Origin of the sequence: Bifidobacterium margollesii (assembly GCF_002860355.1) — a bacterium.
GTDB classification, from domain to species: domain Bacteria; phylum Actinomycetota; class Actinomycetes; order Actinomycetales; family Bifidobacteriaceae; genus Galliscardovia; species Galliscardovia margollesii.
In genome coordinates this window covers 1-23,478 of sequence record NZ_NMWU01000012.1, presented here as the reverse complement: position 1 = coordinate 23,478, position 23,478 = coordinate 1, and the positions used below count along the sequence as shown (strand labels likewise).

15 protein-coding genes and 1 pseudogene are annotated in these 23,478 nt (G+C 62.3%); 3 read left to right on the top strand and 13 right to left on the bottom strand.

Annotation, left to right across the window (positions count from 1 at the left end; translation table 11 throughout):
• Window positions 1-31: 31 nt before the first annotated feature.
• Window positions 32-1,162 (bottom strand): peptide chain release factor 2, encoded by a 1,131-nt coding sequence (gene prfB, locus Uis1B_RS04195; RefSeq protein WP_101615883.1) that lies wholly within the window; start codon window positions 1,160-1,162, stop codon window positions 32-34.
• Between the two features lie 401 nt (window positions 1,163-1,563).
• Here prfB and dapD point away from each other — a divergent pair, with 401 nt between their 5' ends.
• Window positions 1,564-2,547 (top strand): 2,3,4,5-tetrahydropyridine-2,6-dicarboxylate N-succinyltransferase, encoded by a 984-nt coding sequence (gene dapD, locus Uis1B_RS04190; RefSeq protein WP_101615882.1) that lies wholly within the window; start codon window positions 1,564-1,566, stop codon window positions 2,545-2,547.
• Window positions 2,548-2,833: 286 nt separating this feature from the next.
• Here dapD and Uis1B_RS04185 read toward each other — a convergent pair whose 3' ends face one another.
• A complete protein-coding gene (locus Uis1B_RS04185) occupies window positions 2,834-4,120 on the bottom strand; it encodes a citrate synthase (RefSeq protein WP_101615880.1) in 1,287 nt (428 codons plus the stop codon).
• A gap of 278 nt (window positions 4,121-4,398) precedes the next feature.
• On the bottom strand, window positions 4,399-5,175 hold the full coding sequence (gene map / locus Uis1B_RS04180) for a type I methionyl aminopeptidase (RefSeq protein WP_101615878.1): 777 nt from the start codon (window positions 5,173-5,175) through the stop codon (window positions 4,399-4,401).
• 205 nt (window positions 5,176-5,380) lie between these two features.
• On the opposite strand from map, the gene Uis1B_RS04175 reads away from it, so the two are divergent.
• Window positions 5,381-7,447: a M13 family metallopeptidase gene (locus Uis1B_RS04175; RefSeq protein WP_101615876.1), complete on the top strand. Its 2,067-nt coding sequence runs from the start codon at window positions 5,381-5,383 to the stop codon at window positions 7,445-7,447.
• A 16-nt stretch (window positions 7,448-7,463) separates the two neighbouring features.
• Here Uis1B_RS04175 and Uis1B_RS04170 read toward each other — a convergent pair whose 3' ends face one another.
• The 5 genes from Uis1B_RS04170 to Uis1B_RS04150 all read right to left on the bottom strand — a co-directional run bounded on the left by Uis1B_RS04170 (window position 7,464) and on the right by Uis1B_RS04150 (window position 14,616).
• Window positions 7,464-8,024 carry a single-stranded DNA-binding protein gene (locus Uis1B_RS04170; RefSeq protein WP_165782726.1) on the bottom strand — a complete coding sequence of 187 codons (561 nt, stop codon included), beginning with the start codon at window positions 8,022-8,024 and terminating at the stop codon, window positions 7,464-7,466.
• A gap of 496 nt (window positions 8,025-8,520) precedes the next feature.
• Window positions 8,521-10,341: a proline--tRNA ligase gene (locus Uis1B_RS04165; RefSeq protein ID WP_165782725.1), complete on the bottom strand. Its 1,821-nt coding sequence runs from the start codon at window positions 10,339-10,341 to the stop codon at window positions 8,521-8,523.
• Window positions 10,342-10,451: 110 nt separating this feature from the next.
• Window positions 10,452-11,897: a PIF1 family DEAD/DEAH box helicase gene (locus Uis1B_RS04160; protein WP_101615870.1), complete on the bottom strand. Its 1,446-nt coding sequence runs from the start codon at window positions 11,895-11,897 to the stop codon at window positions 10,452-10,454.
• A 211-nt stretch (window positions 11,898-12,108) separates the two neighbouring features.
• On the bottom strand, window positions 12,109-13,251 hold the full coding sequence (locus Uis1B_RS04155; protein WP_101615866.1) for an iron-containing alcohol dehydrogenase: 1,143 nt from the start codon (window positions 13,249-13,251) through the stop codon (window positions 12,109-12,111).
• 138 nt (window positions 13,252-13,389) lie between these two features.
• Window positions 13,390-14,616, bottom strand: coding sequence for an aspartate aminotransferase family protein (locus Uis1B_RS04150; RefSeq protein ID WP_101615865.1), 1,227 nt, complete (start codon window positions 14,614-14,616; stop codon window positions 13,390-13,392).
• 467 nt (window positions 14,617-15,083) lie between these two features.
• Here Uis1B_RS04150 and Uis1B_RS04145 point away from each other — a divergent pair, with 467 nt between their 5' ends.
• The gene (locus Uis1B_RS04145) at window positions 15,084-16,397 is read left to right on the top strand and encodes an ATP-binding protein (RefSeq protein WP_101615863.1); all 1,314 of its coding nucleotides are present in this window, start codon (window positions 15,084-15,086) and stop codon (window positions 16,395-16,397) included.
• A gap of 314 nt (window positions 16,398-16,711) precedes the next feature.
• Here Uis1B_RS04145 and Uis1B_RS04140 read toward each other — a convergent pair whose 3' ends face one another.
• From Uis1B_RS04140 to Uis1B_RS04120, 5 genes and pseudogenes are all read right to left on the bottom strand, one after another.
• A complete protein-coding gene (locus tag Uis1B_RS04140) occupies window positions 16,712-17,998 on the bottom strand; it encodes a riboflavin kinase (RefSeq protein ID WP_101615861.1) in 1,287 nt (428 codons plus the stop codon).
• Between the two features lie 118 nt (window positions 17,999-18,116).
• Window positions 18,117-19,253 (bottom strand): tRNA pseudouridine synthase B, encoded by a 1,137-nt coding sequence (locus tag Uis1B_RS04135; RefSeq protein WP_101615981.1) that lies wholly within the window; start codon window positions 19,251-19,253, stop codon window positions 18,117-18,119.
• 11 nt (window positions 19,254-19,264) lie between these two features.
• Entirely contained in the window at window positions 19,265-19,819 is a 555-nt protein-coding gene (gene rbfA / locus Uis1B_RS04130; RefSeq protein ID WP_101615859.1) for a 30S ribosome-binding factor RbfA, read from the bottom strand.
• Between the two features lie 179 nt (window positions 19,820-19,998).
• Complete coding sequence (gene infB / locus Uis1B_RS04125) at window positions 19,999-22,962, bottom strand: translation initiation factor IF-2 (RefSeq protein ID WP_101615857.1); 2,964 nt, start codon at window positions 22,960-22,962, stop codon at window positions 19,999-20,001.
• 278 nt (window positions 22,963-23,240) lie between these two features.
• Window positions 23,241-23,478 (bottom strand): annotated as a pseudogene (locus tag Uis1B_RS04120) (transcription termination factor NusA); the annotation flags it as partial.

The window sequence follows — 23,478 nt, the reverse complement described above, 5'->3', positions numbered from 1 at the left end:
CTCGACTTCCGATTACGCCTTGGCTTCCCGATTACTCCTCGGCTTCGGCCTGCGCCGCGCGACGCTGCTGATGACGCCAACGGATACCAGCATCGATGAACGCATCGATATCACCGTCGAACACGGCCTGAGTCTGCGAAGTCTCATACCCGGTGCGAAGATCCTTCACCATCTGATACGGGTGCAGCACATAGGAGCGCATCTGATCGCCCCAGCTGGCCTTGATATCGCCGGCAAGCTCCTTCTTCTTCTTGGCCTCCTCCTCACGACGAAGCACCAGCAGCCTCGACTGCAGCACGGCCATGGCGGCCGCACGGTTCTGGATCTGCGAACGCTCATCCTGCATCGTCACCACGATGCCCGTGGGAAGATGCGTGATACGCACCGCGGAATAGGTGGTGTTCACACCCTGACCGCCAGGACCCGAAGAGCAGTACGTATCCACGCGAATATCGGTGTCGGGCACATCGATATGATCGGTCGCCTCCACCAGCGGTACCACTTCAACCGCCGCGAAACTCGTCTGACGACGACCCTGATTATCAAACGGCGAAATACGGACCAGACGATGCGTACCGCCCTCCACGGAAAGCCGGCCATAGGCATACGGAGCATCGATCTGGAACGTCGCGGACTTGATGCCGGCCTCCTCGGCATAGGAGGTGTCCATCACCTTGGCCTTATAGCCATGACGCTCGGCCCAACGCAGATACATGCGCAACAGGATCTGCGCCCAATCGGCCGCATCCACGCCGCCCGCACCGGAACGGATCGTCACCACGGCGGAACGCTCATCATACTCGCCGTCCAGCAACGTCTGGATCTCAATATCGGCAAGAGCCTTATGCACGTCCTTGATCTCGGCCTCGGCTTCGTCAAGCGTGCCCTGATCGTTCTCCTCACGACCCAGCTCCACCAGCGTCTCCACATCATCGATACGGCCGCCCGCAGACGTGATGCGCTTCAACTGCGATTCCGCCGCGGAAAGACGACTCGTCACCTTCTGCGCGTTCTCGGGATCATCCCACAACCCCGGAGCGCTGGCCTCCTTCTCCAGATCCGCGATCCTGCCGCGCAACGCATCGAGATCCACCGCCTTCGCGATCATGTCGTATTTGGAACGCAGTTCCTCGATACCCTGCGAAAAATCAAATTCTGCCATCGTTGTCCACCTTAATCTGCTGTACCGGATTATGTACCATCGATACCGTCACTGTACTGGATTGTCATAGAACACGGTGCCGAAACCCAGCCGGAACCGTTCGAACAGACTCGACCTCACGGTCGGAGCCGAAGCGGGAGAAGGCACGAAACGGTCAAAAACCGCCGTAGATGGCCGGAACAACCATGGTCGCCAGCATACCGACGACCGCGACGACGCACACCACCCTCGTGATGGTGCCGCGCCGACGCTCTCGGGCCTCGCGCTCATTCCGGTAATCATTCACAAACGCACATTGTACCCGGCTCCCCTCTACAAAACGTCATGGAATACGCTCTGAGAGTTTCCGATCCCGGATGTATGGTGGAAAACGGTTCCAACCTAAATATAAGGAGTCTGACATGACCGAATCTCGTACCGCGTGGGGCTGGGGACTCTCCAGCGTCGACGCCGCCGGCAACACGCTCGACGTATGGTACCCGAGCCTGACCTTGGGAGAGGCGCCCGCCGACGCCTACCGTCCGACCCACAACTTCGGATCCCTCGAACACATCGAACCCGACGCCCGCGGCATCCGACGCCTCCCCGTATTCACCATCTCCCGCGTCGACGACCCCATCGTCGACGCGGCCGACGCCTACCTTCGACTGCACCTCATGAGCATGCGACTCGCCAAACCCAACACCCTCAACCTCGACGGCATCTTCGGCAAGCTCTCCAACGTCGTATGGACCAACTACGGCCCCTTCGCCGTCCAGGATTTCGCCCTCCGCAAGCTCGACGTCCTCAAAGCCGAAGCCGGCGCATCACACCCCTCCCCCGAAATCAACGTCCTCTCCGTCGACAAATTCCCCCGCATGATCGACTACGTCGTCCCCACCGGCGTCCGCATCGGTGACGCCGACCGCGTCCGCCTCGGCGCCCACCTCGCCGAAGGCACCACCGTCATGCACGCCGGCTTCGTCAACTTCAACGCCGGCACCCTCGGCACCTCCATGATCGAAGGCCGCGTCTCCCAAGGCGTCGTCGTCGGCAACAACTCCGACGTCGGCGGCGGCGCCTCCATCATGGGCACCCTCTCCGGCGGCGGCAAACTCCGCAACTCCATCGGCGAACACAGCCTCCTCGGCGCCAACGCCGGCATCGGCATCTCCCTCGGCGACAACTGCGTCGTCGAAGCCGGCCTCTACGTCACCGCCGGCACCAAAATCACCATCCACGACAAAGCCAAACTCGCCGCCGGCCAGCCCCTCGACGTCGTCAAAGGCAAAGACCTCAGCGGCAAAGACAACATCATGTTCATCCGCAACTCCGTCACCGGCGCCATCGAAGCGCGCGCCCGGAAGACGGGGATTGAACTGAACGCCGCCCTCCACAACAACTGAAAATTCGGTGGCGGAGTGTCATCGGCGTTATGGCGGGATCGACGTACCACCGTACGCCTTCACCCGCCACGCCTTGACGACACACACGCCACCAAATTTTCCACGACCAAGTGGCGGAGTGTCATCCACGTTGCGGCGGGATCGACGTACCACCGTACGCCTTCACCCGCCACGCCTTGACGACACACACGTCACCGAACCCCCCCCCCCAACCACCAAACGGCGGAGCGTCGTCGGCGTTATGGCGGGATCGACGTTCCAATGGATGAGCGGTACCCGCCAGCGATTACCGCTCATCCATTGGAACGAAATCACGCTTGGGCTGGCCGGTGTATACCTGACGAGGACGGCCGATCTTGGTGGCCGGATCGGCAAGCATCTCGCGATACTGCGCGATCCAACCGGGAATACGGCCGAGCGAGAACAGCGTGGTGAACATCTGCGGGTCGAATCCAATGGCCCGGTAGATCAGACCGGTGTAGAAATCGACGTTCGGATACAGATGCCGGGAAACGAAGTAGTCGTCGTGCAGCGCGATATTCTCCAGCTCCAAAGCCACGTCAAGCAGACCATGCATGCCGGCAAACACGTCTCCGCGCTCGTTCATGATGCGTTCCAGATAGCTCTTGGCGATCGCCGCACGCGGATCATACGACTTATAGACACGATGGCCGAGTCCCGAAATACGACGACCGTCCCGCTTCGCTTCCTCCACGAACTCGCGAACCGATTTCCCGGAATCACGGATCGCCTCAAGCTGCCGCAACACCGCCTCATTGGCGCCGCCATGCAGCGGACCGGAGAGTGCATTGATGCCCGCGGCCACAGCGGAATACAGATTGGCGTGGGCAGAACCGGCGATACGAACCACCGAAGTGGAACAGTTCTGCTCATGATCGGCATGAACGATCAGCAGCTTGTCAAGCGCATGCACCATCAGCGGATCCGAATCGAACTTCGTATACGGCACTGCGAAGCTCATGCGCAGGAAGTCATCCACATAACCGTACTGGTTGTCCGGATACAGCAGCGGCTCGTCGCGGCGACGGCGGTGGATCAGCGACACGATGGTACGCACCTTGGCCATAATGTTGGCCGCCGCCTGATTGAGCTGCTCGGGATCATTGATGTCGACCGTATCGGGATGGTAGGCGGCGAGCGCGTTCACCGCCGAGGCGAGCACGCTCATCGGATGCGCATTGCGTGGGAACGACCCCAGAAACGCGCGGAAGTCCTCGCCGACCACCGTGCGCCGCAGCACGTCGTTCTCGTAGGTTTCGAACTGCGGTTTGGTGGGCAGTTCGCCGAACTGCAGCAGATACGAGACCTCGAGGAAGTTGGACTGGTCGCACAGCTGCTCGATCGGGTATCCGCGGTATCTGAGGATGGATTTGTTGCCGTCGATGAAGGTGATCTTCGATTCGCATTGCGCGGTGGTGAGGAAGCCGGGGTCGAGCGTCACCCAGCCGTCGTTGCGCAATTCGGAGACCACGATGCCGTCCGGACCGCTGGTCGCCTTGACGACCGGCAGATTGAATTCGGTGGACTCGACCTCCAGCTTTGCCGTTGACATGTGTTTCCTCCCATACATCCATAACCGCCCGCATCATGCAAGCCCGCCACGATTCCGATGCCGTTCATGACGCGAACGGCGGCCCCGTTTCGTACGATGCCGCCATGACCGCCCACAGCTCAGGCATGCAGTTTACGTGCGTCCGGTTTCGCCCTACGTTACAGCATGTCAGCCCAGAGATGGAACGAATGCCCATCAACGGCCGACATCAGCCAGTGGACGGTGTTCGCCGACCGGCTGATCGGGCCGCGTCCCGAAGATCTGTCCGCGGCCTGATGTCAGTTCCTCGCGGTGAGAATGATCGGATCGCCGTCGGTGATGGCGATGGTGTGCTCGCTGTGAGCGCCGCGGGAACCGTCCTGCGAGCGGAGCGTCCAGCCGTCCTTCGGATCCTGGAAGATCTCGTCGGTACTCTTGAGGAACCACGGTTCGATGGCGATGACCAGACCCGGACGCAGACGGTATCCGTGATGGGCGCGACCGTCGTTGGGCACATGGGGGTCGCCGTGCATGATGTGTCCCACGCCGTGTCCGCCGAACTCAAGGTTGATCGGGTAGCCGTAGGATCGGGCGATGTCGCCGATGGTGGACGAGATGTCACCCAGACGGTTGCCTGCGCGAGCCACGTCGATGGCTGCGGCCAGCGCTTCCTCGGTGCATTTGATGAGACGAAGATCCTCCGGATCGGGATCGTTGCCCACCACGAAGCTGATGGCGGAGTCTCCCACCCAACCGTCGACGTTGATGGCCAGATCCAGCGAGACCAGATCGCCGTCCTTGAGGTTGTAGTCGTAGGGCACGCCGTGCAGTACGGCGTCGTTCACGGACGTGCAGATGTAGTGGGCGAAGGGGCCGGTACCGAAATCGGGGGCATAGTCCACATAGCAGGATTCGGCTCCCTTGCGCTCCTCGATGCGCCGACGGACGAAATCGTCGATCTCCAGAAGGTTGGTGCCCACCTTCGTCATGGACTTGAGTTCCTTGAGGATCTCGCCGACGAACTTGCCGGCCGCACGCATTTCCTTGATTTCCTGAGGTGTCTTCAGTTCGATCACTGTATTGCTTCGCTTTCTACGGGTGTTCCTCATTACCTTACTTCAACGTCATGCCATCATCGCCGATGATTTGATAACCATTCTCACATAGTGACCTGCATGTCACGACTCCGAATCGACGGCCCCGCCTTCCGCATCCAATATTCCCCGCGGAAACGAAAGGCATTGATGGCATAAGTATGGCTCGGCCATTACTCTGGAAGGCATGACAGACAAGCTGATTTCCGGCATCGACCCGGCATCGTTCTCCTCCGTGATCAAACCGTCCGACGACTTCTTCCGATACGTCAACGGCCCCTGGATCGACACCTACATCCTTCCCGCCGACCGCGCCCGGTTCGGCGCGTTCGACAAGCTCGCCGAGAACGCGGAGAAGGACGTCCGCGACATTCTCGAGGACGAGTACAGCCCCGCCATCAAATCCGCGGTGCTGTACCGGTCCTTCCTAAACGAGGACGCCATCGAATCGGCCGGCCTCGATCCGATCCGGACCGACCTCGAGACCATCGATCAGTCAGCCGACAAGGCCGCTCTCGTCCGCACGCTCGGATCGCTGAATCCCGACGGCGGCCCCGACCTCATCGGATTCATGGTGTATCCCGATCCCGGTGCCCCCCAGACCAATGTGACCCATGTGGAGCAGGCCGGTCTGGGACTGCCCGATGAAGCCTATTACCGTGAGGACCGTTACGAACCCGTGCGCGAGGCGTACGTGGATATGGCGGCGAATCTGCTCAAGCTCGCCGGCTACGCGAAGACGGGAGCCGAAGCCGACGAGCAGGCCGCCCGATTCCTCGACGTGGAGACCCGCATCGCCAAGTACCACTGGGATGTGGTGGCCACCCGCGATGAGGAAAAGACCTATAATCCCACCGATTTCACCGAGCTGCAGAGCCTGTTGGGCGATTTCGACATCGCCTCATGGGCCCAGGCATGGCAGCAGGCGTATGACTCCTCCTCTACCTCGGCGTTGCAGCCCGTGGACATGAACGCCGTGCTCAGGCACACGATCGTGCACGAGCCCAGCTTCCTCACCGGCATCGGCCGCTTCTGGAGCGAGGCCGAACTCGACGACCTGAAGCTGTGGGCCCGCGTGCACGAGCTGATCGGCTGGGCAGGCTACCTGAGCCACGACTTCGACAAAGCCCGCTTCGACTTCTACGGCAAGGTGCTTTCCGGCACCACCCAGCAGCGAGATCGTTGGAAGCGCGCCGTATCGCTGGTGAACGGCATCTGCGGTGAGGATGTCGGACGTGAATACGTGCGCCGTCATTTCCCCGAATCCTCCAAGCGCCGCATGGAGGCGCTGGTGAACAACCTGATCCGCGCCTACCATGCCTCGATCACGGCCAGCGACTGGCTGGGCGAAGAGACCAAGGGCCGTGCGCTGGAGAAGCTCTCCAAGTTCACTCCGAAGATCGGATACACGAACCATTGGCGCGATTACGGTGCATTGAACGTGTCGGACGACTATTCGCTGGTGGAGAACCTGCGCAACGCCTTCCGCTACGAGGGCGGCTACCAGCTCGCCAAGGCAGGCCAGCCGGTGGACAAGGACGAGTGGCTGATGAACCCGCAGACGGTGAACGCCTACTACGAGCCGACGATGAACGTGATCGTGTTCCCCGCGGCGATCCTGCAGCCCCCGTTCTTCAACCCCGAGGCCGAGGACGCGGCCAACTACGGTGGCATCGGCGCGGTGATCGGCCATGAGATCGGCCACGGATTCGACGATCAGGGTTCGAAGTACGACGGCGACGGCCGACTTCACGACTGGTGGACCGCGCAGGATCGCGAGAACTTCGAGAACCGTACCAAGGCGTTGATCGAGCAGTACAACGGGTTCGTACCCAAGCAGCTCGCCGAAAGGTACGCCGATCACCCGGAGCAGGCGCCGCACGTCAACGGCGCGCTGACCATCGGCGAGAACATCGGCGATCTGGGTGGCGTGAACATCGCGATCAAGGCGTATGCGCTGGCCCTGGGAGCCGAAAACGGAACACCCGAAGCCGTGGCCGAGGCGCTGGACAAGGCGCCGACCATCGACGGTTTCACCGGTACGCAGCGGTTTTTCCTCGCCTACGCCTCCGTCTGGCGCGGCAAGAACCGCGATGAGCTCGCCGAGCAGTACCTGCAGATCGACCCGCATTCCCCCGCGGAGTTCCGCACCAACGGCATCGTGCGCAACGTCGACCTGTTCTACACCGCATTCGGCGTCACCAAGGACTCCGGCATGTGGCTCGACCCCGAGTCCCGAGTCCGAATCTGGTAGCGGCGATCGACTCATGTCATAGCACAGCCTCCCGTTCCATTGCCGGAGCCGTCTGCGCCGGTTGCGACGGCCCGGTTTCGGGAGGCTTTCCCTCAAAACCGGAGAACTCCTCGCTTTCGGATCTTTCGTCGCCTTCGGAACTTTCGGAACGAATCTCGTTCACCATCGTCCCGTTCGTCATCGTCCCGTTCGCCATCAACCCGTTGTTCGCCTTGTTCGGAACACGGGTGAACACGCTGATGCCCCGGTTGAGATCGTGCCCCACTGACGTGGCCTCGATACTCAGCCCGCTTTGCAGCCGACCGCCCCTGTCCCATTCATTGGTGGAGAGCACGCCGGAAACCACCACGGCATCGCCCTTCTTCAATGAGCGCATCACGTTGAGCGCCAACGACCAGAAGGTCTTCACGCTCACCCATGTGGTGGGACTGTCCTGCCAGGTCTGCGTGGATCGGTTCCAGAACCTTCTGGATGCGGCGAGGCGGAAGATGCAGCATGGCGTGCCTCCCTCCTGTCCGAACCGCTGAGGTTCCCGGCATACATTGCCCGCTATGACTATCTGTGCCTGCTGTGCCATCTTCGGCCCTTTCCCGTGAGTCGCACGGATGCGTGCGGCATGTTCGTAACGTTTGGACCACTTCACGACGGAGCCGGGTTCATGGGCGATGATGATGCGAGATTCGGATGCGTGTATTGGTCCGCCCGTGATCCCGGTCGTCGTGAAACGGTGATATCCACTATGCGACCGGAAGGGCTTCGGAGGATAGCCGTACGGGCAATGTGGTCGAACGTGACCGACACGCATGACGACTGTGGATAACTACGCCGGGAAACGCAACGACTGTGGATGGCTTCGTCGTCATCCACAGTCGTTGCCGAATATTTCGTCGGGTACGGATCGGCATTCCGGCCACGGATACGCTATGCATTGGATATACAGGAAAGGGGCAGGCCCCGAAGAACCCGCCCCGATATACGGACGATATGTGCTATCTTGCCGGAATATCCGGTCTGTCCTGTCTGTCCGACTGTGAAATCAGCTGAATCAGCACAGTGAAATCAACACTGCGGAATCAGCGGCCCAGCAGCTCCTCCACCCGCTTTGCGATCTCGTCGGCGGCTTCGGCCACCGGCACGGCCACGTCGTTCCCGCCGTCGCGGTCGCGGATCTCGATGGTGCCGTCGTTCACGGTGTCACGGCCGGCCACGGCGATCAGCGGGGCTCCGATGAGCTCGGCGTCCTTGAACTTCACCCCCGGGGAGACCTTCCTGCGGTCGTCGTAGATGACCTCGATGCCCTTGGCCTCCAGCTCCTCGACCAGCTTCTCGGCGGCCTCGAACGCCTCGGCGTTCTTTCCGGTGGCCACCACATGCACCTGAGCGGGAGCGATGATGGCCGGCCACGCCAGACCACGCTCGTCATGATGCGTTTCGGCGATGCAGGCGAGTACGCGGGAAACGCCGATGCCGTAGCAGCCCATCCACACGGGCACGGTCTTGCCGTTCTGATCGAGTACCTTGAGGTCCAGCGCCTTGGAGTACTTCAGACCGAGCTGGAACACCTGGCCGATCTCCACACCGCGCTCGAAGCTCAGCGGGCCGGAACCGTCCGGGCTCATGTCGCCGTGACGAACCTCGACGGCCTCGACGGTGCCGTCGGCTTCGAAGTCACGGCCGTAGACGAGATCGTAGTAGTCGACCTCATGCTCGTCGGCACCAGTGAACCATGCGGAACCCTTGACCACATGCGCATCGAGGAAGTAGCGCACCGGATTCTCCACGCCTGCGGCCTTGCCCTGCGGGCCGAGCACCATCGGACCGATGTATCCGGAGACCAACTCCGGATGGGCCTTGAGATCCTCCTCGGTGGCCTCCTCCAGCTCGGCGGGCGCGAACTGCGCCTCAAGACGCTTCATGTCGACCGTGCGGTCGCCGGGCACGCCCACGACGATCACCTCACGCCACGGCTCGTCATGCTCCTCATCCTCGGAGTGTTTGACGGCGACGACGACGTTCTTAAGAATGTCGGAAGCCTCCCACGAGCGACCGTCGGCACGCGGGTGATCGGCATTGGCACGCTCGATCATCTTGTCGATGGTCTTGGCGTCGGGCGTGGCCTCCTTGGACGCGACAGGCGTGTTCGAGCAGTCGATCGCCGGCAGTTCGGGCGTGGTGAGCGCCTCGACGTTCCATGCCTTGCCGGAGGGTGCGAGCGCGAACGTGTCCTCGCCGATCGGCATGGGGGCGAGAAACTCCTCGGAGGCGGAGCCGCCCATCGGGCCGGACATGGCGAACACGGGCACGTACTTGAGATCGAGACGCTGGAAGATGCGCTCGTAGGCACCACGCTCGTCGTAGTAGGCCTTCTTCAACCCCTCCTCGTCGATGCTGAACGAGTAGGCGTCCTTCATGATGAACTCGCGGCCGCGGATCAGACCGGCGCGAGGACGGAACTCGTCACGGTACTTGGTCTGGATCTGGTAGAGGGTGACGGGCAGGTCCTTGTACGAGGAGTACATGTCCTTGACCAGCAGGGTGAACATCTCTTCGTGGGTCGGCGCGAGCAGGTAGTCGGCCTGATGACGGTCCTTGAGACGGAAGATGTTGTCGCCGTATTCCTCCCAGCGATGGGTGGCCTCGTACGGTTCGCGCGGCAGCAGGGCCGGGAAGTGCACTTCCTGCGCGCCGATGCCGTCGATCTCCTCGCGGACGATGGCCTCGATCTTGTTGAGGACCCTCAGGCCCAGCGGAAGCCACGTCCAGATGCCGGGGGCGGCCTTACGAATGTATCCGGCTCGTTGCAGCAGTTTCGCGGAATCAACGTCCGCATCGGCGGGATCCTCTCGCAGAGTGCGAAGGAACAGCGTAGACATACGCAATGCTTTGGAACTCATGGTTTCCTACCATATCCGCGCAAAGCGACATCGCCGGCGATAGGAACGGCCGACCGGACCGACCTCATCACCGATGATCCGACAGCCCGATCACGGTCATACGACGATGATCAGAACAACGCGGATTGCGTGAACTCGTCGGCGGCATCGCCATCGCCGCCGTCATCCGAGTCCTCATCACCATCGACGATCCGCCTCTCCGGATCGAACGCCTCGGCCCCCTCCTTGGCGAGCCTGGCGGACGCGGCCTTGGAATCGTCTCTCAGCCGGGAGTCAAGCACCACCGCATCGGGGGAAACCAGAAAAGCCCGGTCGTTGATGCCGCGCAGATACAGACCATCAAGACCTTCGACCCTCGACAGCGCCACATATCCCATGCCCGGGGCGAACGTGCGTCGCAGATCCATCACGGCCCGGTCGAGCGTCATGCCCTGCGATTTGTGGATGGTAATGCCCCACGCACACCGCAACGGCACCTGATTGACCGAGGCGAGCACGGTCTCGCCGTCCATCATCTCCCATGCGGCCGGCTTCATCGTCACGATATTGCCGTTCTCGAACTCCACGATGGGCCATCCGCCCTTGGCCTCCCGAGCGAACCCCCGTACCGTGCCAAGCGAACCGTTGACGTACTGTCGATCCTGATCGTTGCGCAGCGCCATCACCGCGGCACCCGTCTTCAGCACCAGATGCTCGGGGGCCAGCATGCTGCGCTTCAGCCGTTCCACCAGCTGGGCGCCGCCGGCCGACTCGGCGTAAAAATCGTGCGGCTCATCGTCGATCCCGTGCAACCGCTGATTGTTGAGCGAATCAGCCTGACGGTTCGTGGGAAACAGATTCGTCGCGATCTCATCCGGCCCGGGCATCACGCCCAGCCGATCGGCCAACACCGTGCGATCCTCGTCACTCACCGACCCCTCGCGAATATCGGTGAGCACGGTAAGCAGCCGCCCGTCGTCCTGACGATGCTGCTCGGTCAGATAGCAGACCACCGGATCCAACCGGCCCCACACCAACGATTCGGTGACGAACCCCTCCGGATTCAACCCACGCCGCGCATACTCCTCGCGCGATCGCAGAAACTCCTCGCCCGGCATGATCACGTCGTTGTTGCGGCCCGACACGCTCACCGGCGGCAACTGGAAGAAATCTCCGGAAAGCACCACCTGCAGTCCGCCGAACGGACGATCGTCATGCCGCACCACGCGACAGACATGATCGACCATGTCGAACAGCCAAGCGTGCAGCATGGAGACCTCGTCGATCACCAGCACGTCAGCTGCATTGAGCTGCTTGCGACGGCGGGTGCGAATGCGTTTGAGCACCGACTCGGTGAGTACGGTGGAAACGCCGATGCCGCTCCACGAGTGAATGGTCTGCCCATTGATATGGGTGGCGGCGATGCCGGTGGACGCGGTAACCGCCACGGAAGCCCCCCGCCGTCGAACATCATGGACGAATTCGTTGAGCACGTAGGTCTTGCCGGCGCCGGGAGCGCCGGTGAGGAACACACTCGCGCCGGCTTTGAGGATGGCCAGGGCTTCGGATTGCTGCATAAGGCACCATGATACTCAGCCGGGCACATCCGAACCGTTCACATCCAAACCGATACAAAAAACGATGCCGCACGGATTTTCACCCCGCACGGCATCGCCAATCCCACAAATCGGCCGAACCCGAAGAGGAACGGGATCCGACCTTACGGCAGTATCACTTCAGAAGTATCGGCCGCGTCTGCCTACCACGGCCAAGATCATCATAGCGTCATCACAACGCCCGGTACAGCGCCTTGACGTCGTTCGGCGTCACCGAACGCGGGTTGACCGCGACGTTGCCGGACTTCATCGCATCCTCGGTCATCTGATCGACCACCGCGAGGAACGCGTCCCGATCCACGTTCGCAGTCTCCAGCGAATCCGGAATGCCGACGGCGTCGAGCAGCTCGCGGATCTCCTGCACGAACGATTCGGTGTCGTAGTAGTCGGCCTCCGGGAACAGCGCCTCGTGCATGAGCTCGTACTGACCCTTGTCGGCGAGCGCGTTGAATTCGAGGATGCTCGGCAGCAGCAGGCCGTTGGCCTCGCCGTGCGCCACATGGAAGAACGCGGAGATCGGGTGGCTCATGGCGTGCACGAGGCCGAGGCGCGTGGCTTCGAAGGCGATGCCGGCCATGGTGGCGGCTACCATCATGCCGCGGGCGGCTTCGGCGTCGTCACGGCGGGCGTAGAAGCGCTTGAAGTACTTGCCGATAAGCCGCAGCGCCTCCAGCGAGTACATTCCGGAGAACGTGGAGTCGACGGTGTTGGTGAACGATTCGATGGCGTGGACCATCGCATCGGTGCCGCAGGCGGCGGCCACGCGGGCCGGGACGGTGGCGAGCACGCCGGGGTCAAGGATCGCGTAGGCGGGCAGCAGCAGTTTGGAGCCGACGGTGAGCTTGTAGTTGCGGGCTTCGTCGGTGATCACGGAGAACGAGGTGACTTCACTGCCTGTGCCGGCGGTGGTGGGGATGGCGATGAACGGCACGATCGGGCCGGGCACGTTGTTCATGCCCTCGTAGTCGCCTATCTCCCCGCCGTATTTGACGACCACGCCGATGGCCTTGGCCACGTCGAGGGAGGAACCGCCGCCGATCGCGATGATCGAATCGCATCCGGCCTTCTTGAACGCGGCCTCGCCCTCCTCCACGCATACGGCGGTGGGGTTGGGCTTCACGTCGGAGAACATGGTGTGCTTGATGCCGGCCGCGTCGAGCGATTCGGCGGCCTGTTTGGCAAGCGGCGCCTCGGCGAGGAACGGGTCGGCGATGATCAGCGCGTTGGTCATCTTCAGTTCGCTTGCATACGATCCCAGACGACCTACGCCGCCATAGTCGACGATGATGTTCTGTGGTACGGAGAATTTCAGCATGGTAAGCCTTTCCATCTACCCATCTACGGCGTCTTCGCCGTAAGACCAGCATACGGTCGTGGGGCGGGGCCCGTGGGAGTGTGTTCGCCACGGGCCCTGTGAGTCAGTCGGCGTGATGCGCTGCGCGGAGCGGCGGGATCACTCCTCGCCCGCAGCCACCGCGTTCACGGAGTCGGTGAGGATCTCGATGGCCTCGTCCACCTGCTTTTCGGTGACGATCAGCGGCGGGATGCAGCGGATGATGTCGTGTCCGATAGCGGTGGTGAGCAGTCCGCGCTTCAGAGCGGCATGCTTGACATCCACGGCGTTGACGGTACCGTCGAATTCGAAGCCGACGAGCAGGCCACGGCCGCGGGATTCCTTGATATGCGGCAGGCTCTTGCCCTGTTCGATGAAATACTTGCCCACCTTGGCGGCGTTCTCCGGCAGCTTGCGGCCGACGATCTCGTCGACCTCGGCGAGCGCGGCGGCGGTGCACATCGGGGAGCCGCCGAACGTGGTGCCGTGCGTTCCGGGGGTCAGGGACGCGGCGATCGGGTTCTTGGTGACCATGGCGCCAATCGGGACGCCGCCGCCGAGGCCCTTGGCCATGGTGAAGATATCGGGCTCGACGCCGTAGCCCTGCCAGGCGAACAGGGAGCCGGTACGGCCCCAGCCGGTCTGAACCTCGTCGAAGATGAGCAGCAGACCGTTGTCGTCGCACAGCTTGCGCAGACCTTCGATGAACTCCTGCGTGGCCGGGTGCACGCCGCCTTCACCCTGCACCGGCTCGATCATGATGGCGATGGTGTTGTCGGTGATCTTGGCCTTGAAGTCGTCGAGGTTGTTGAATTCGGCGTAGGCGAAGCCGGGGGTCATGTCGCCGAAGCCGTCCTGGGCGAGCGAGCCGGGCTGGCCGGTGGCGGCGAGGGCGCCGAAGGTGCGGCCGTGGAAGGAGTGCAGCGCGGAGAGGATCTCGTACTTGTGCGGCCCGAAGTGGTCGATGCCGTACTTGCGGGCGAGCTTGATGGCCACCTCGTTGGCCTCGGTGCCGGAGTTCTGGTAGAAGATCTTGTCGAAGCCGGCGAGATCGCACACCTTCTTGGCCAGCAGGGCCTGCGGAATGGTGTACGGGTAGTTGAAGGTGTGCATGATGTCGCCCACCTGATCACGCACGGCGGCCACGACCTTCGGGTTGCAGTTGCCGGCGTTGTTCACGGCGATGCCGCCGTAGAAGTCGAGGTAGGCGTTGCCTTCCGGATCGTACAGGTACATGCCTTCGGCGCGTTCGGCGACGAAGTCGTAGCGTTCGTAGGTTTCGATCATGTACTTCTTGACGGTGGCCTTCAGCTCCTCCTCGGTGAGCCCGGTGTCCTTCAGCTTCATCGTCCTTCTCCTTTACGCACTCGATGGATTTCCTGACCGCCGCGATGCCGAACGCCGCCGTGCCTGTGGCGCGTCGATATCAGCTTCGTTGTGCAATCTAGAACGGAGTCTAAAGTCACCGTGTTACCCAACAGGCCCGTTTATGTGACGCAGAGATGACAAATCCAGTATTTTTGTCCAACGAAAATTTCCTATCAGTACAATTCGTCCAACCTCTGTTCGGCACCGAGCCGGAACAGGGGCGTTGCCACCGGGCAAATCGCGAGTTGTGATGATATAAGGAGATGTCAAGGAAGACCGAACCCGGATTCAATCGATAAGAGCGCCCTATGGATTGCGACGAATGCACACTTTTGCGGCTGATGAAATTCAACGAATGCTTAAATAGGTATCAGATGAAATCAGACGAGTGCATAAAATAGGACCAAACGGATTATGACGAGTGTTGATTAGAGAGGCGTGGACACTTGAAACGCAAAGCCTATGACCGCATCAAATTCTGGAAGGACCACAAGACCAAGCAGGCGCTACTCGTAAGCGGTGCGCGCCAGGTAGGCAAGACCTTCATCATCGAGGAGTTCGGCCGCGCCGAATACGATCATCTGGTCGAGTTCAATCTGGTGCTTGACGACAATGCACGTCGCTCGTTCTCCCAAGCTGCCAGCCCCGACGATCTCCTGCTCCGCATTTCCGTCGCATCCAGCGTGCCGCTGGTCCCGGGACGCACCCTAGTGTTCCTTGACGAAATACAGCAGTGTCCGCAGATCGTCACCTTCATCAAGGGCCTTGTGGATAAGGGCGACTACGACTACATTCTCTCCGGCTCCCTGCTTGGCGTGGAGATGGAGGACGTGCGTTCGTTGCCCGTCGGCTATCTGGACGAGTTCACCATGTACCCACTCGACTTCGAAGAGTTCTGTTGGGCGAACGGTCTGGTCGAATCGGCATTCGATGTCATCCGCGACAGTTTCTCGAATCTTCAAGAGGTTCCGGACTTCCTCCACCGCAGGCTCACCGACTTGTTCCACCGGTACCTGCTGGTCGGCGGCATGCCCGCGGCGGTCTCCGCCTTCGTCGCCAACGGCGCCATCGACCCTGTACGTGCCGTCCAATCGAACATCCGCACCTCCTACGAACACGACATCAAGCAATACGCTCCCAAGGAGCATCGGCTGACGATACAGGAGATCTACGGGCTCATACCCAGTGAGCTACAGAGCCAGAACCGTCGCTTTCAGGTCAGCTCCATCACCGACATCAAACGGTTCTCCCAGATCGAGGATGAGTTCCTGTGGCTGACAAACGCCAACGTAGCGCTTCCGGCGTTCAACGTCGCCGCGCCGGTTGCGCCGCTGCGCGCCAATAGCGAGCGTCGGATCATGAAGCTGTTCTATTCGGACGTCGGCCTGCTGGTCGGCTCGTACGGCAAGAAATCCGCATTGGGAATCCTCGACGGTAACGCTGCGATGAACATGGGCGGGGTCTACGAGAACGTCGCCGCGCAGGAACTCGTTGCGCACGGGTTCACGCACCTGTACTACCTCACCAGAAAAGGCATCGGCGAACTGGATTTCCTCATCGAGACCGACGACGGCGACGTTCTGGCGCTGGAGATCAAGTCAGGCGCCCGCTTCCGTTCGCATGCGGCGCTCGACCGGGCCATGGCAACCTCCGGCTATGGCATCGACAGTGCCTACGTTCTGGCCGAAACCAACGTCTTCGAGGAATCGGACGTCACCTACCTTCCCATGTACATGCTGTCGATGCTGGAGAACGGATAGGAGGCACCGGACGGTTCCGGCCCCGGAGCCATTCAACGAACGACCTGGACGATGCACTCAGGGCTCAACTCCTCGATGCTCCTATCCGCAGGCGCATTCGGACTCATCACCAGTACGACGATTCTCGCCGTCTCCCCTTTCATTCACAGGAAAAGAAACGTAAATCAAGAGTTGTGAGGCTTCGTCCGGCGGCAACGGCCTTCCTCCCGTTTCCCGGCCATGGCATTGCAACGGTTTCACTCCCTCGAATCGGACGGCTCCCGAGATGAAGCCTCACAACTCGCTGGTTGATGGCATCAGCCGAATTGAGTCGCCTATTCGGATGCGTTGCAGATCTTCAGGGTTTCGGCGACGTTGCGCTTGAGCTCGTCGACGAGCGCCTGCGGGCCGTCGAAGTGGATCTGCGGGCGCAGATATTCGAGGAACTCCACGCGCACCCGGTGCCCGTACAGGTCGATCCAACCAGCCGACTGCGGGTCGAGCGCCTCGCCGATGCCGCCGGCGGCCGCGGTCTCCAAACCGTCCTTTTCGCCGTCCACGATCGCATAGGCCTCAAGGATCCGCTCCTCCGGCTCGCCGAACGTCACCTTCGTGCCGATGGAGATCGCGGCCGGATACCGCTTCCCCGTCCGCTCGGTCTCAGCAGCGGCATTCGACTCAGCATTCGATTCACCTTCCGATTCGGGATTCGGCAAGTCATTCGGCTCAGCACCAAGATCCACCAACCATCCGGCGTACACGGCGTCGGCCGGCATGTACCCCTGCACGTTCTCGCCCACATTGGCCGTGGGGAATCCGAGGGTCCGCCCACGCTGTTTGCCAGAGACGACCGTACCCTCCACCGCATGCGGACGACCGAGAATCTCGGCTGCCTGTGCCGCACGGCCACGACCGAGCAGATACCGGACGTATGTGGAGCTCCATGCGCGCACTAGGCGATTCGGGGTCTTCTTGCTCAGCGCGCGACGCTCAGCCTTGGTCAGGCCGGAATCCGGATCGTTGACCCGGTCAAGCGCTTCGGCGGCCTCGGGGGTGTTCCGCAGCGGAACGCGCCGCTCCCCCGGCCCGCGGTCGTCGACCACGTCGAGCTCGAACACGCGGGTGGCGTCGGCCAGCGTGGCGATGGACTTCACGTCGCCGGCACGGTTACGGCCCATGTGCGCGTCGGTGCCGAGCACGAGGGTTCGCATGCCGATGCGCCCGACAAGCTGGCCGATGAAGTACTGATAGGATTTCGCACCGAACTCCAGCGTGTACCGCACCACGATCACCCGGTCGATGCCGTATCCTTCGATGAGCCTGAGACGCTGCTCGATGCCGGTGAGGGCGTCCGGATCGGCGTACGTCTCGTCCGCAGGCAGTTGGGCGCCGTCGTGGGCCTTGGCGTAGCGGTGCACCACTTCGGGACGGGGGTCGAAGATGATCGCCACCGACGTGGCGCCGTAGCTTTTCGCCAGGTCGACGGTGCGTTTCAGTACCGCGGCGTGACCGCGATGCACGCCGTCGAAGTTGCCGACCGCCACGATGGACTTCCGGTTACGGTTGAATGCCGGCCACGCCAGATTGCCTTCGGTGTCCGGAGTCAGCATATTGATCTTCATTGGTGTTCCCTGTTTCCTCGTCATGTGCTCATGGTGGATGCATCGCATTCGGCCGGCGGTCAACCGTTCGGCCGCCGGCTATCCGTTCAGTCGGTCAGCTGTTCAGATGGCCAACCGTTCAGCCGGCTGGGAAGACGACGACCGGTTTGGCCTTGGTCGCGGTGAACGGCGTGACGATGGCGATCAGCTCGTCCCCGGTGTGCGCGGCGGCAGCCTCCACCGTGAGGGGAAGGTCTGCCGGCCAGTCGATGAACCGGCCGAACCGCAGTTCGCGGGCCTGTTCGCCGGTGATCGTCGTGCACGGCATGGTGCGTTCGGCAGATTGGATCATCGTCAGTGCGCAGGATCGCGCATCGACGCCGTCGGGCAGATCGAGCACCGCCCGGTTGCGGGTGATGGTTTCGCCGTTCCGATTGGTGAAGGTGCGCGATTCCGCATGGGCTCCGATCACCGGAACGCCGGTTTTCCCGGTCGCCATACCGTCTCCGCCATCGCCGTTGACGGAGAACATGCCCACGCGGGTGCGCCGCAGATAGGTCAGATGTCCGCCGACGCCGAGCGCGATGCCGAGGTCGCGGGCCAGCGCGCGGATGTACGTGCCGGACGAGCAGGTGACCCGCACGTCCACGTCGACCACCGGAACGCCGGATTGCACGGATTCAACGGATCGCACATCCAGTACCGTGAACTCACTGATCGTAACGGGCCGGGCCTTGAGCTCGACCTTCTTGCCTTCGCGTGCCAGATCGTAGGCGCGTTTGCCGTCGATTTTGATGGCGGAGAACGCATTGGGCACCTGCATGATCTCGCCGGTGAACCGTTCCGCGATGGTCTGTTCGATCCGTTCGCGGGTGATCGTGTCGATGGCTGCCGTCTGGATATCCCCAGAGATATGCGCGTTTTCACCGACGCCTGTGGACGGCTCTGCGGCCGGCGCACTGCCCGAAAGCGCGATCTGTTCGGCGATTGGGATGAACGTGCCTTCGGCATCGTCGGTGTCGGTGGCCTGCCCGAGGCGGATCGTGGCCTCGTAGGTTTTGTCCGCGCCGACGATGTAGTTGAGCAGTCTGGTGGCGTGGCCGAAACCGACGACCAGCACTCCCGTCGCCATCGGGTCGAGCGTGCCGGCATGCCCCACACGCTTCATATGCAGGGCATGTCGGGCCGCGGCCACGACGTCATGACTGGTGACGCCTTTGGGCTTGTCGACGACGAGAATGCCGGAGTCACGCTGACCGGACGGATTGTCGGACATATGGCCGCCGGTCACTTGCTCTCGGTGTCGTCGGACTCGACGGCATCCGATTCGACGGCATCCGATTCGACGTCATCGGTGTAGCCGGCATCACCGAACTCGTCGAGCACGTCGGATTCCCCGTCATCCTCGGTTTCGGGATGACGATACGGATCGGCCTCGCCGGCATACTGCGCGGTTTCGCGGGCCTTGGCCAGCTCGCGGTCACGCTTGAGCGCCACGGAGAGGATGTCCTCGATCTCGGTGGCCTCGCCGGGCACTTCATCGTATTTGAATTCCAGTACCGGAGTGAGTCGCAGACCCGCCTTGCGGCCGACCAGCGAGCGCAGATGCCCCTTGGCCTTGTTCAACGCCTGATTGGCGCGCTTGCGCTGCCCTTCGGCCTTGCCTTCGGCGCCGAGCTGGGTCCAGAAGATGCGGGCGAGCTGCATGTCGTTCGTCACGCGCACGTCGGTGATCGTCACGTTGTTCAGTCGCGGGTCGTGCAGCTCGCGTTCCAGCGCCTGAGCCACCACACGCTTGATGAGACCGGCGATGCGCACGGCCCGCGGATTGGTTCCGGACATATGATGTTCCTTTCACATATACAATTGGCTCCCCTCGTGAGGGGAGCTGTCGGCTTTGCCGACTGAAGGGAGGGCGTCACGTACGAATCGGATACGTGACGCTTCCCCTCAGACCGCTTTCGGCGGCCAGCTCCCCTCAAGGAGGGGAGCCGATGGGACGAGTGGGACAAGAACGAGAACTACTTGCGTTCGACCTCACGCATCTCGAAGGTCTCGATGATGTCGCCTTCCTGAATGTCGTTGAAGGAGCCGAGGTTGATACCGGCCTCGTAGCCTTCCTTGACCGACTGCACATCGTCCTTGAACCGACGCAGCGAGGCGATCTCCAGATCGTTGACCGTGGCCACGCCGTTGCGCAGGATGCGGCACTTCGTACCACGCTTGACCTCGCCGTCCTGCACCATGACGCCGGCGATGTTGCCGAACTTGGAGGAGCGGAAGATCTCGCGGATCTCGGAGTGGGAGGTGACGACCTCCTCGTATTCCGGCTTGAGCATGCCCTTGAGGGATGCCTCCACGTCTTCGATGGCCTTGTAGATGATCGAGTAGTACTTGATCTCCACGCCCTCGCGCTCGGCGAGATCGGCGACCTGACGGTTCGGGCGCACGTTGAAGCCGATGATGACGGCCTTGTCGACCGTGGCGAGGTTGACGTCGTTCTGCGTGATGGCGCCGACGCCGCGGTGGATCACCTGGATGCCGACCTCGTCGGAAACCTCGATCTTCATCAGGGAGTCTTCCAGAGCCTCGACGGAACCGGAGGAGTCGCCCTTGATGACGATGTTCAACATGTCAATCTCGGACTTGGCGAACTGCTCCTTCAGGCTCTCCAGCGACACGACCTTGCGACGCTTGGCCAGCTGGGCCGCACGCTCGGTGGCCTGACGCTTCTCGGCGATCTGACGGGCCGTGCGATCATCCGGGGCGACCAGGAACAGGTCGCCGGCGGTGGGCACGGAGGTCAGGCCGAGCACCTGCACCGGGGTCGACGGCGGGGCGGCCTTCATCTGCTTGCCGTTCTCGTCGAGCATCGCTCGAACGCGGCCGTACGAGGTGCCTGCCACGATGGCGTCGCCCACATGGAGCGTACCCTGCTGCACGAGCACGGTGGCCACAGCGCCGCGACCCTTGTCGAGTCGGGCTTCGACGGTGGCGCCGCGGGCGTCCATATCCGGGTTGGCGCGAAGGTCGAGCGTGGCGTCGGCGGTCAGCAGCACGGCTTCGAGGAGCTTGTCCACGTTGATGTTCTGCTTGGCGGAGATGTCGACGAACATGGTGTCGCCGCCGTACTCCTCCGGCACCAGACCGAATTCGGTGAGCTGACCGCGCACCTTCTCGGGGTTGGCGCCCGGCTTATCGATCTTGTTCACAGCGACCACGATCGGCACGTTGGCGGCCTGCGCATGGTTAATGGCCTCCACGGTCTGCGGCATCACACCGTCGTCCGCGGCGACCACGAGGATCGCGACGTCGGTGAGCTCGGCACCACGGGCACGCATGGCGGTGAACGCCTCGTGACCCGGGGTATCGAGGAAGGTGAGCTTGCGGTGTTCGCCGTTGAGGTCGATGGAAACCTGATAGGCACCGATGCGCTGCGTGATGCCGCCGGCTTCGCGTGCGATGACGTTGGTCTTGCGGATCGTGTCGAGCAGTCGGGTCTTACCATGATCGACATGGCCCATGACGGTGACCACGGGCGGACGGGGCTTGAGATCCTCGTCGTCCTGCAGCTCCTCCTCGTCAAGATCGATGTCGAACTGCTGAAGCAGCTCCTTGTCCTCCTCCTCGGCGGACACGATCTTGATGTTCCAGCCGATCTCCTCGCCGAGGATCTGGAAGGTGGATTCGTCCAGCGACTGCGTGGCCGTGGCCATCTCACCCAGATGGAACAGCACGGTGACCAGGGAAGCCGCATTGACGTTGATCTTCTCGGCGAGATCGGCCAGCGTGGCGCCCTGGCGAAGCTTGATGGTCTGACCGTTACCGGTGGGGATGCGAACACCACCGATAACGGGTGCCTTCATCTCCTCAAACTCCTGCCTCCTTGCGCGACGCGCCTTGCGTGCCTTGGAGGAACGGCTGCCCTGACGGCCGAACGCGCCTGCGGCGCCGCCGCGACCGCCACGACCCGGACGGCCGCCACCGGACTGCGGGCCATTGTTGCCGCCGTTGTTCTGACCGGGACGAGCGCCGCCGAAACGGTTGCCACCGGGACGAGCGCCGGTACCGGTACCGGCACCCTGACCGTTGCGGGTATGACCCCACTGATTCGGCCTGCCCTGAGCGCCTTGACCCGGACGAGCGCCACGGGCGCCCGGACGGGGACCGCCCTGACCCGGACGGCCACGACGATTGTTCACCGTGGGACGGGCCATCGGATGAGGACGCGGAATGTCACCGGGAGTGGGCACGCTCATGCCCTGCTTGCGGCTGAACGGATTGTTGCCGGGACGAGGACCCGGAGTATGCGGACGTGCGGAGTTCGCCGCGGCATTGCCACCGTTGCCGGGGGTGCCGGCACCACCCTGATGAGGGCGGGACGGACGAGGCTGCTGGCCGCGCTGCGAACGATCGTTGCGATCGTATCGTTCGTTGCGATCGTTGCGATCGTTGCGATCATAACGGTCGTTGCGTTCGTTACGGTTGCGGCCACCGTTATGGCCGGAGCCTCGACGGTCACCCTGACCGTTCTGGCCTCCGCGTCGATCACCGGGATGCGGAGCCGAAGGCCTCGGACCGGGAGCATGCGGACGAGGAGAAGCGCCACGTTCACCGCGCTGGGACTGACCGGGCTGGGCGTCACGATGCGACTGACCGGCATGGGCGGACGGCGTGGGAGCCGGCGACGCCGAATGCGATTCCGATGATTGCGGTTTCGCCATGCCATGATGCGCGGCACCCGGCTTGGGCACATTGGCATGGGGGGACAGCCGCTTGGCCTGCGGCTTGGGAGCCGGCTTCCGCTCGGCATTGTTCGAATTGTTGGAAGGCTGGAACTCGGCCTTCAGTTTGCGCACCACCGGCGCTTCCACGGTTGACGAGGCCGACTTCACGAACTCGCCCATGTCCTTGAGCTTGTCAAGAACGGTTTTGCTGTCAACGCCAAACACCTTGGCTAATTCATACACGCGTGCTTTGGGCACCAATATCTCCTATTCCCGATCACGCGTATGCTATGTCATCACCGCGCGATCATTGATCACTGATGTCGAACAGTTCCTGTCTCATCGTGCGACCATGGTTGTATTACCTCATTCTTGCTGAAAGCGGGCATAATAATCCCCTGTTTTCAGATACCGTGACTAGCATACTCAGGGCTATGGATTGCCGGAAATATGCGAACGCCGGCTGTGTCGCGTTCCGCGATCACAACCGGCGATGCCGAAAGCAAGGAATTCGAAGCCGTTGGGGGCGATGCCGGTCAGGCTTCGGAACCGTCCGCCGGATCATTCCGATCCGCCTGCGCATCCTTCGCCTTCGCTGCGGCCTCGGCCATCTTCTTCGCACGGATCTCCTCGGACTCGATGCCGATCTTCCATCCGGTGAGCTTGGCCGCAAGTCGGGCGTTCTGCCCTTCCTTGCCGATGGCCAACGACAGCTGATCATCGTGAATGAAGGCGATCGCCGTCTTGTTCTTCTCGCTGACGACCTGCACCTCG

Excerpts from the sequence above, each read along its gene's own strand:
- Uis1B_RS04170 (WP_165782726.1), bottom strand. The coding sequence starts at position 8,024 with ATGGCACAGCAGGCACAGATAGTCATAGCGGGCAATGTATGCCGGGAA.
- Uis1B_RS04135 (WP_101615981.1), bottom strand. The coding sequence starts at position 19,253 with ATGTCCGACAATCCGTCCGGTCAGCGTGACTCCGGCATTCTCGTCGTC.
- dapD (WP_101615882.1), top strand. The coding sequence starts at position 1,564 with ATGACCGAATCTCGTACCGCGTGGGGCTGGGGACTCTCCAGCGTCGAC.
- rbfA (WP_101615859.1), bottom strand. The coding sequence starts at position 19,819 with ATGTCCGGAACCAATCCGCGGGCCGTGCGCATCGCCGGTCTCATCAAG.
- Uis1B_RS04165 (WP_165782725.1), bottom strand. The coding sequence starts at position 10,341 with ATGAGTTCCAAAGCATTGCGTATGTCTACGCTGTTCCTTCGCACTCTG.
- prfB (WP_101615883.1), bottom strand. The coding sequence starts at position 1,162 with ATGGCAGAATTTGATTTTTCGCAGGGTATCGAGGAACTGCGTTCCAAA.
- Uis1B_RS04140 (WP_101615861.1), bottom strand. The coding sequence starts at position 17,998 with ATGAAGATCAATATGCTGACTCCGGACACCGAAGGCAATCTGGCGTGG.
- Uis1B_RS04150 (WP_101615865.1), bottom strand. The coding sequence starts at position 14,616 with ATGAAGCTGAAGGACACCGGGCTCACCGAGGAGGAGCTGAAGGCCACC.
- Uis1B_RS04175 (WP_101615876.1), top strand. The coding sequence starts at position 5,381 with ATGACAGACAAGCTGATTTCCGGCATCGACCCGGCATCGTTCTCCTCC.
- Uis1B_RS04185 (WP_101615880.1), bottom strand. The coding sequence starts at position 4,120 with ATGTCAACGGCAAAGCTGGAGGTCGAGTCCACCGAATTCAATCTGCCG.
- Uis1B_RS04155 (WP_101615866.1), bottom strand. The coding sequence starts at position 13,251 with ATGCTGAAATTCTCCGTACCACAGAACATCATCGTCGACTATGGCGGC.
- Uis1B_RS04160 (WP_101615870.1), bottom strand. The coding sequence starts at position 11,897 with ATGCAGCAATCCGAAGCCCTGGCCATCCTCAAAGCCGGCGCGAGTGTG.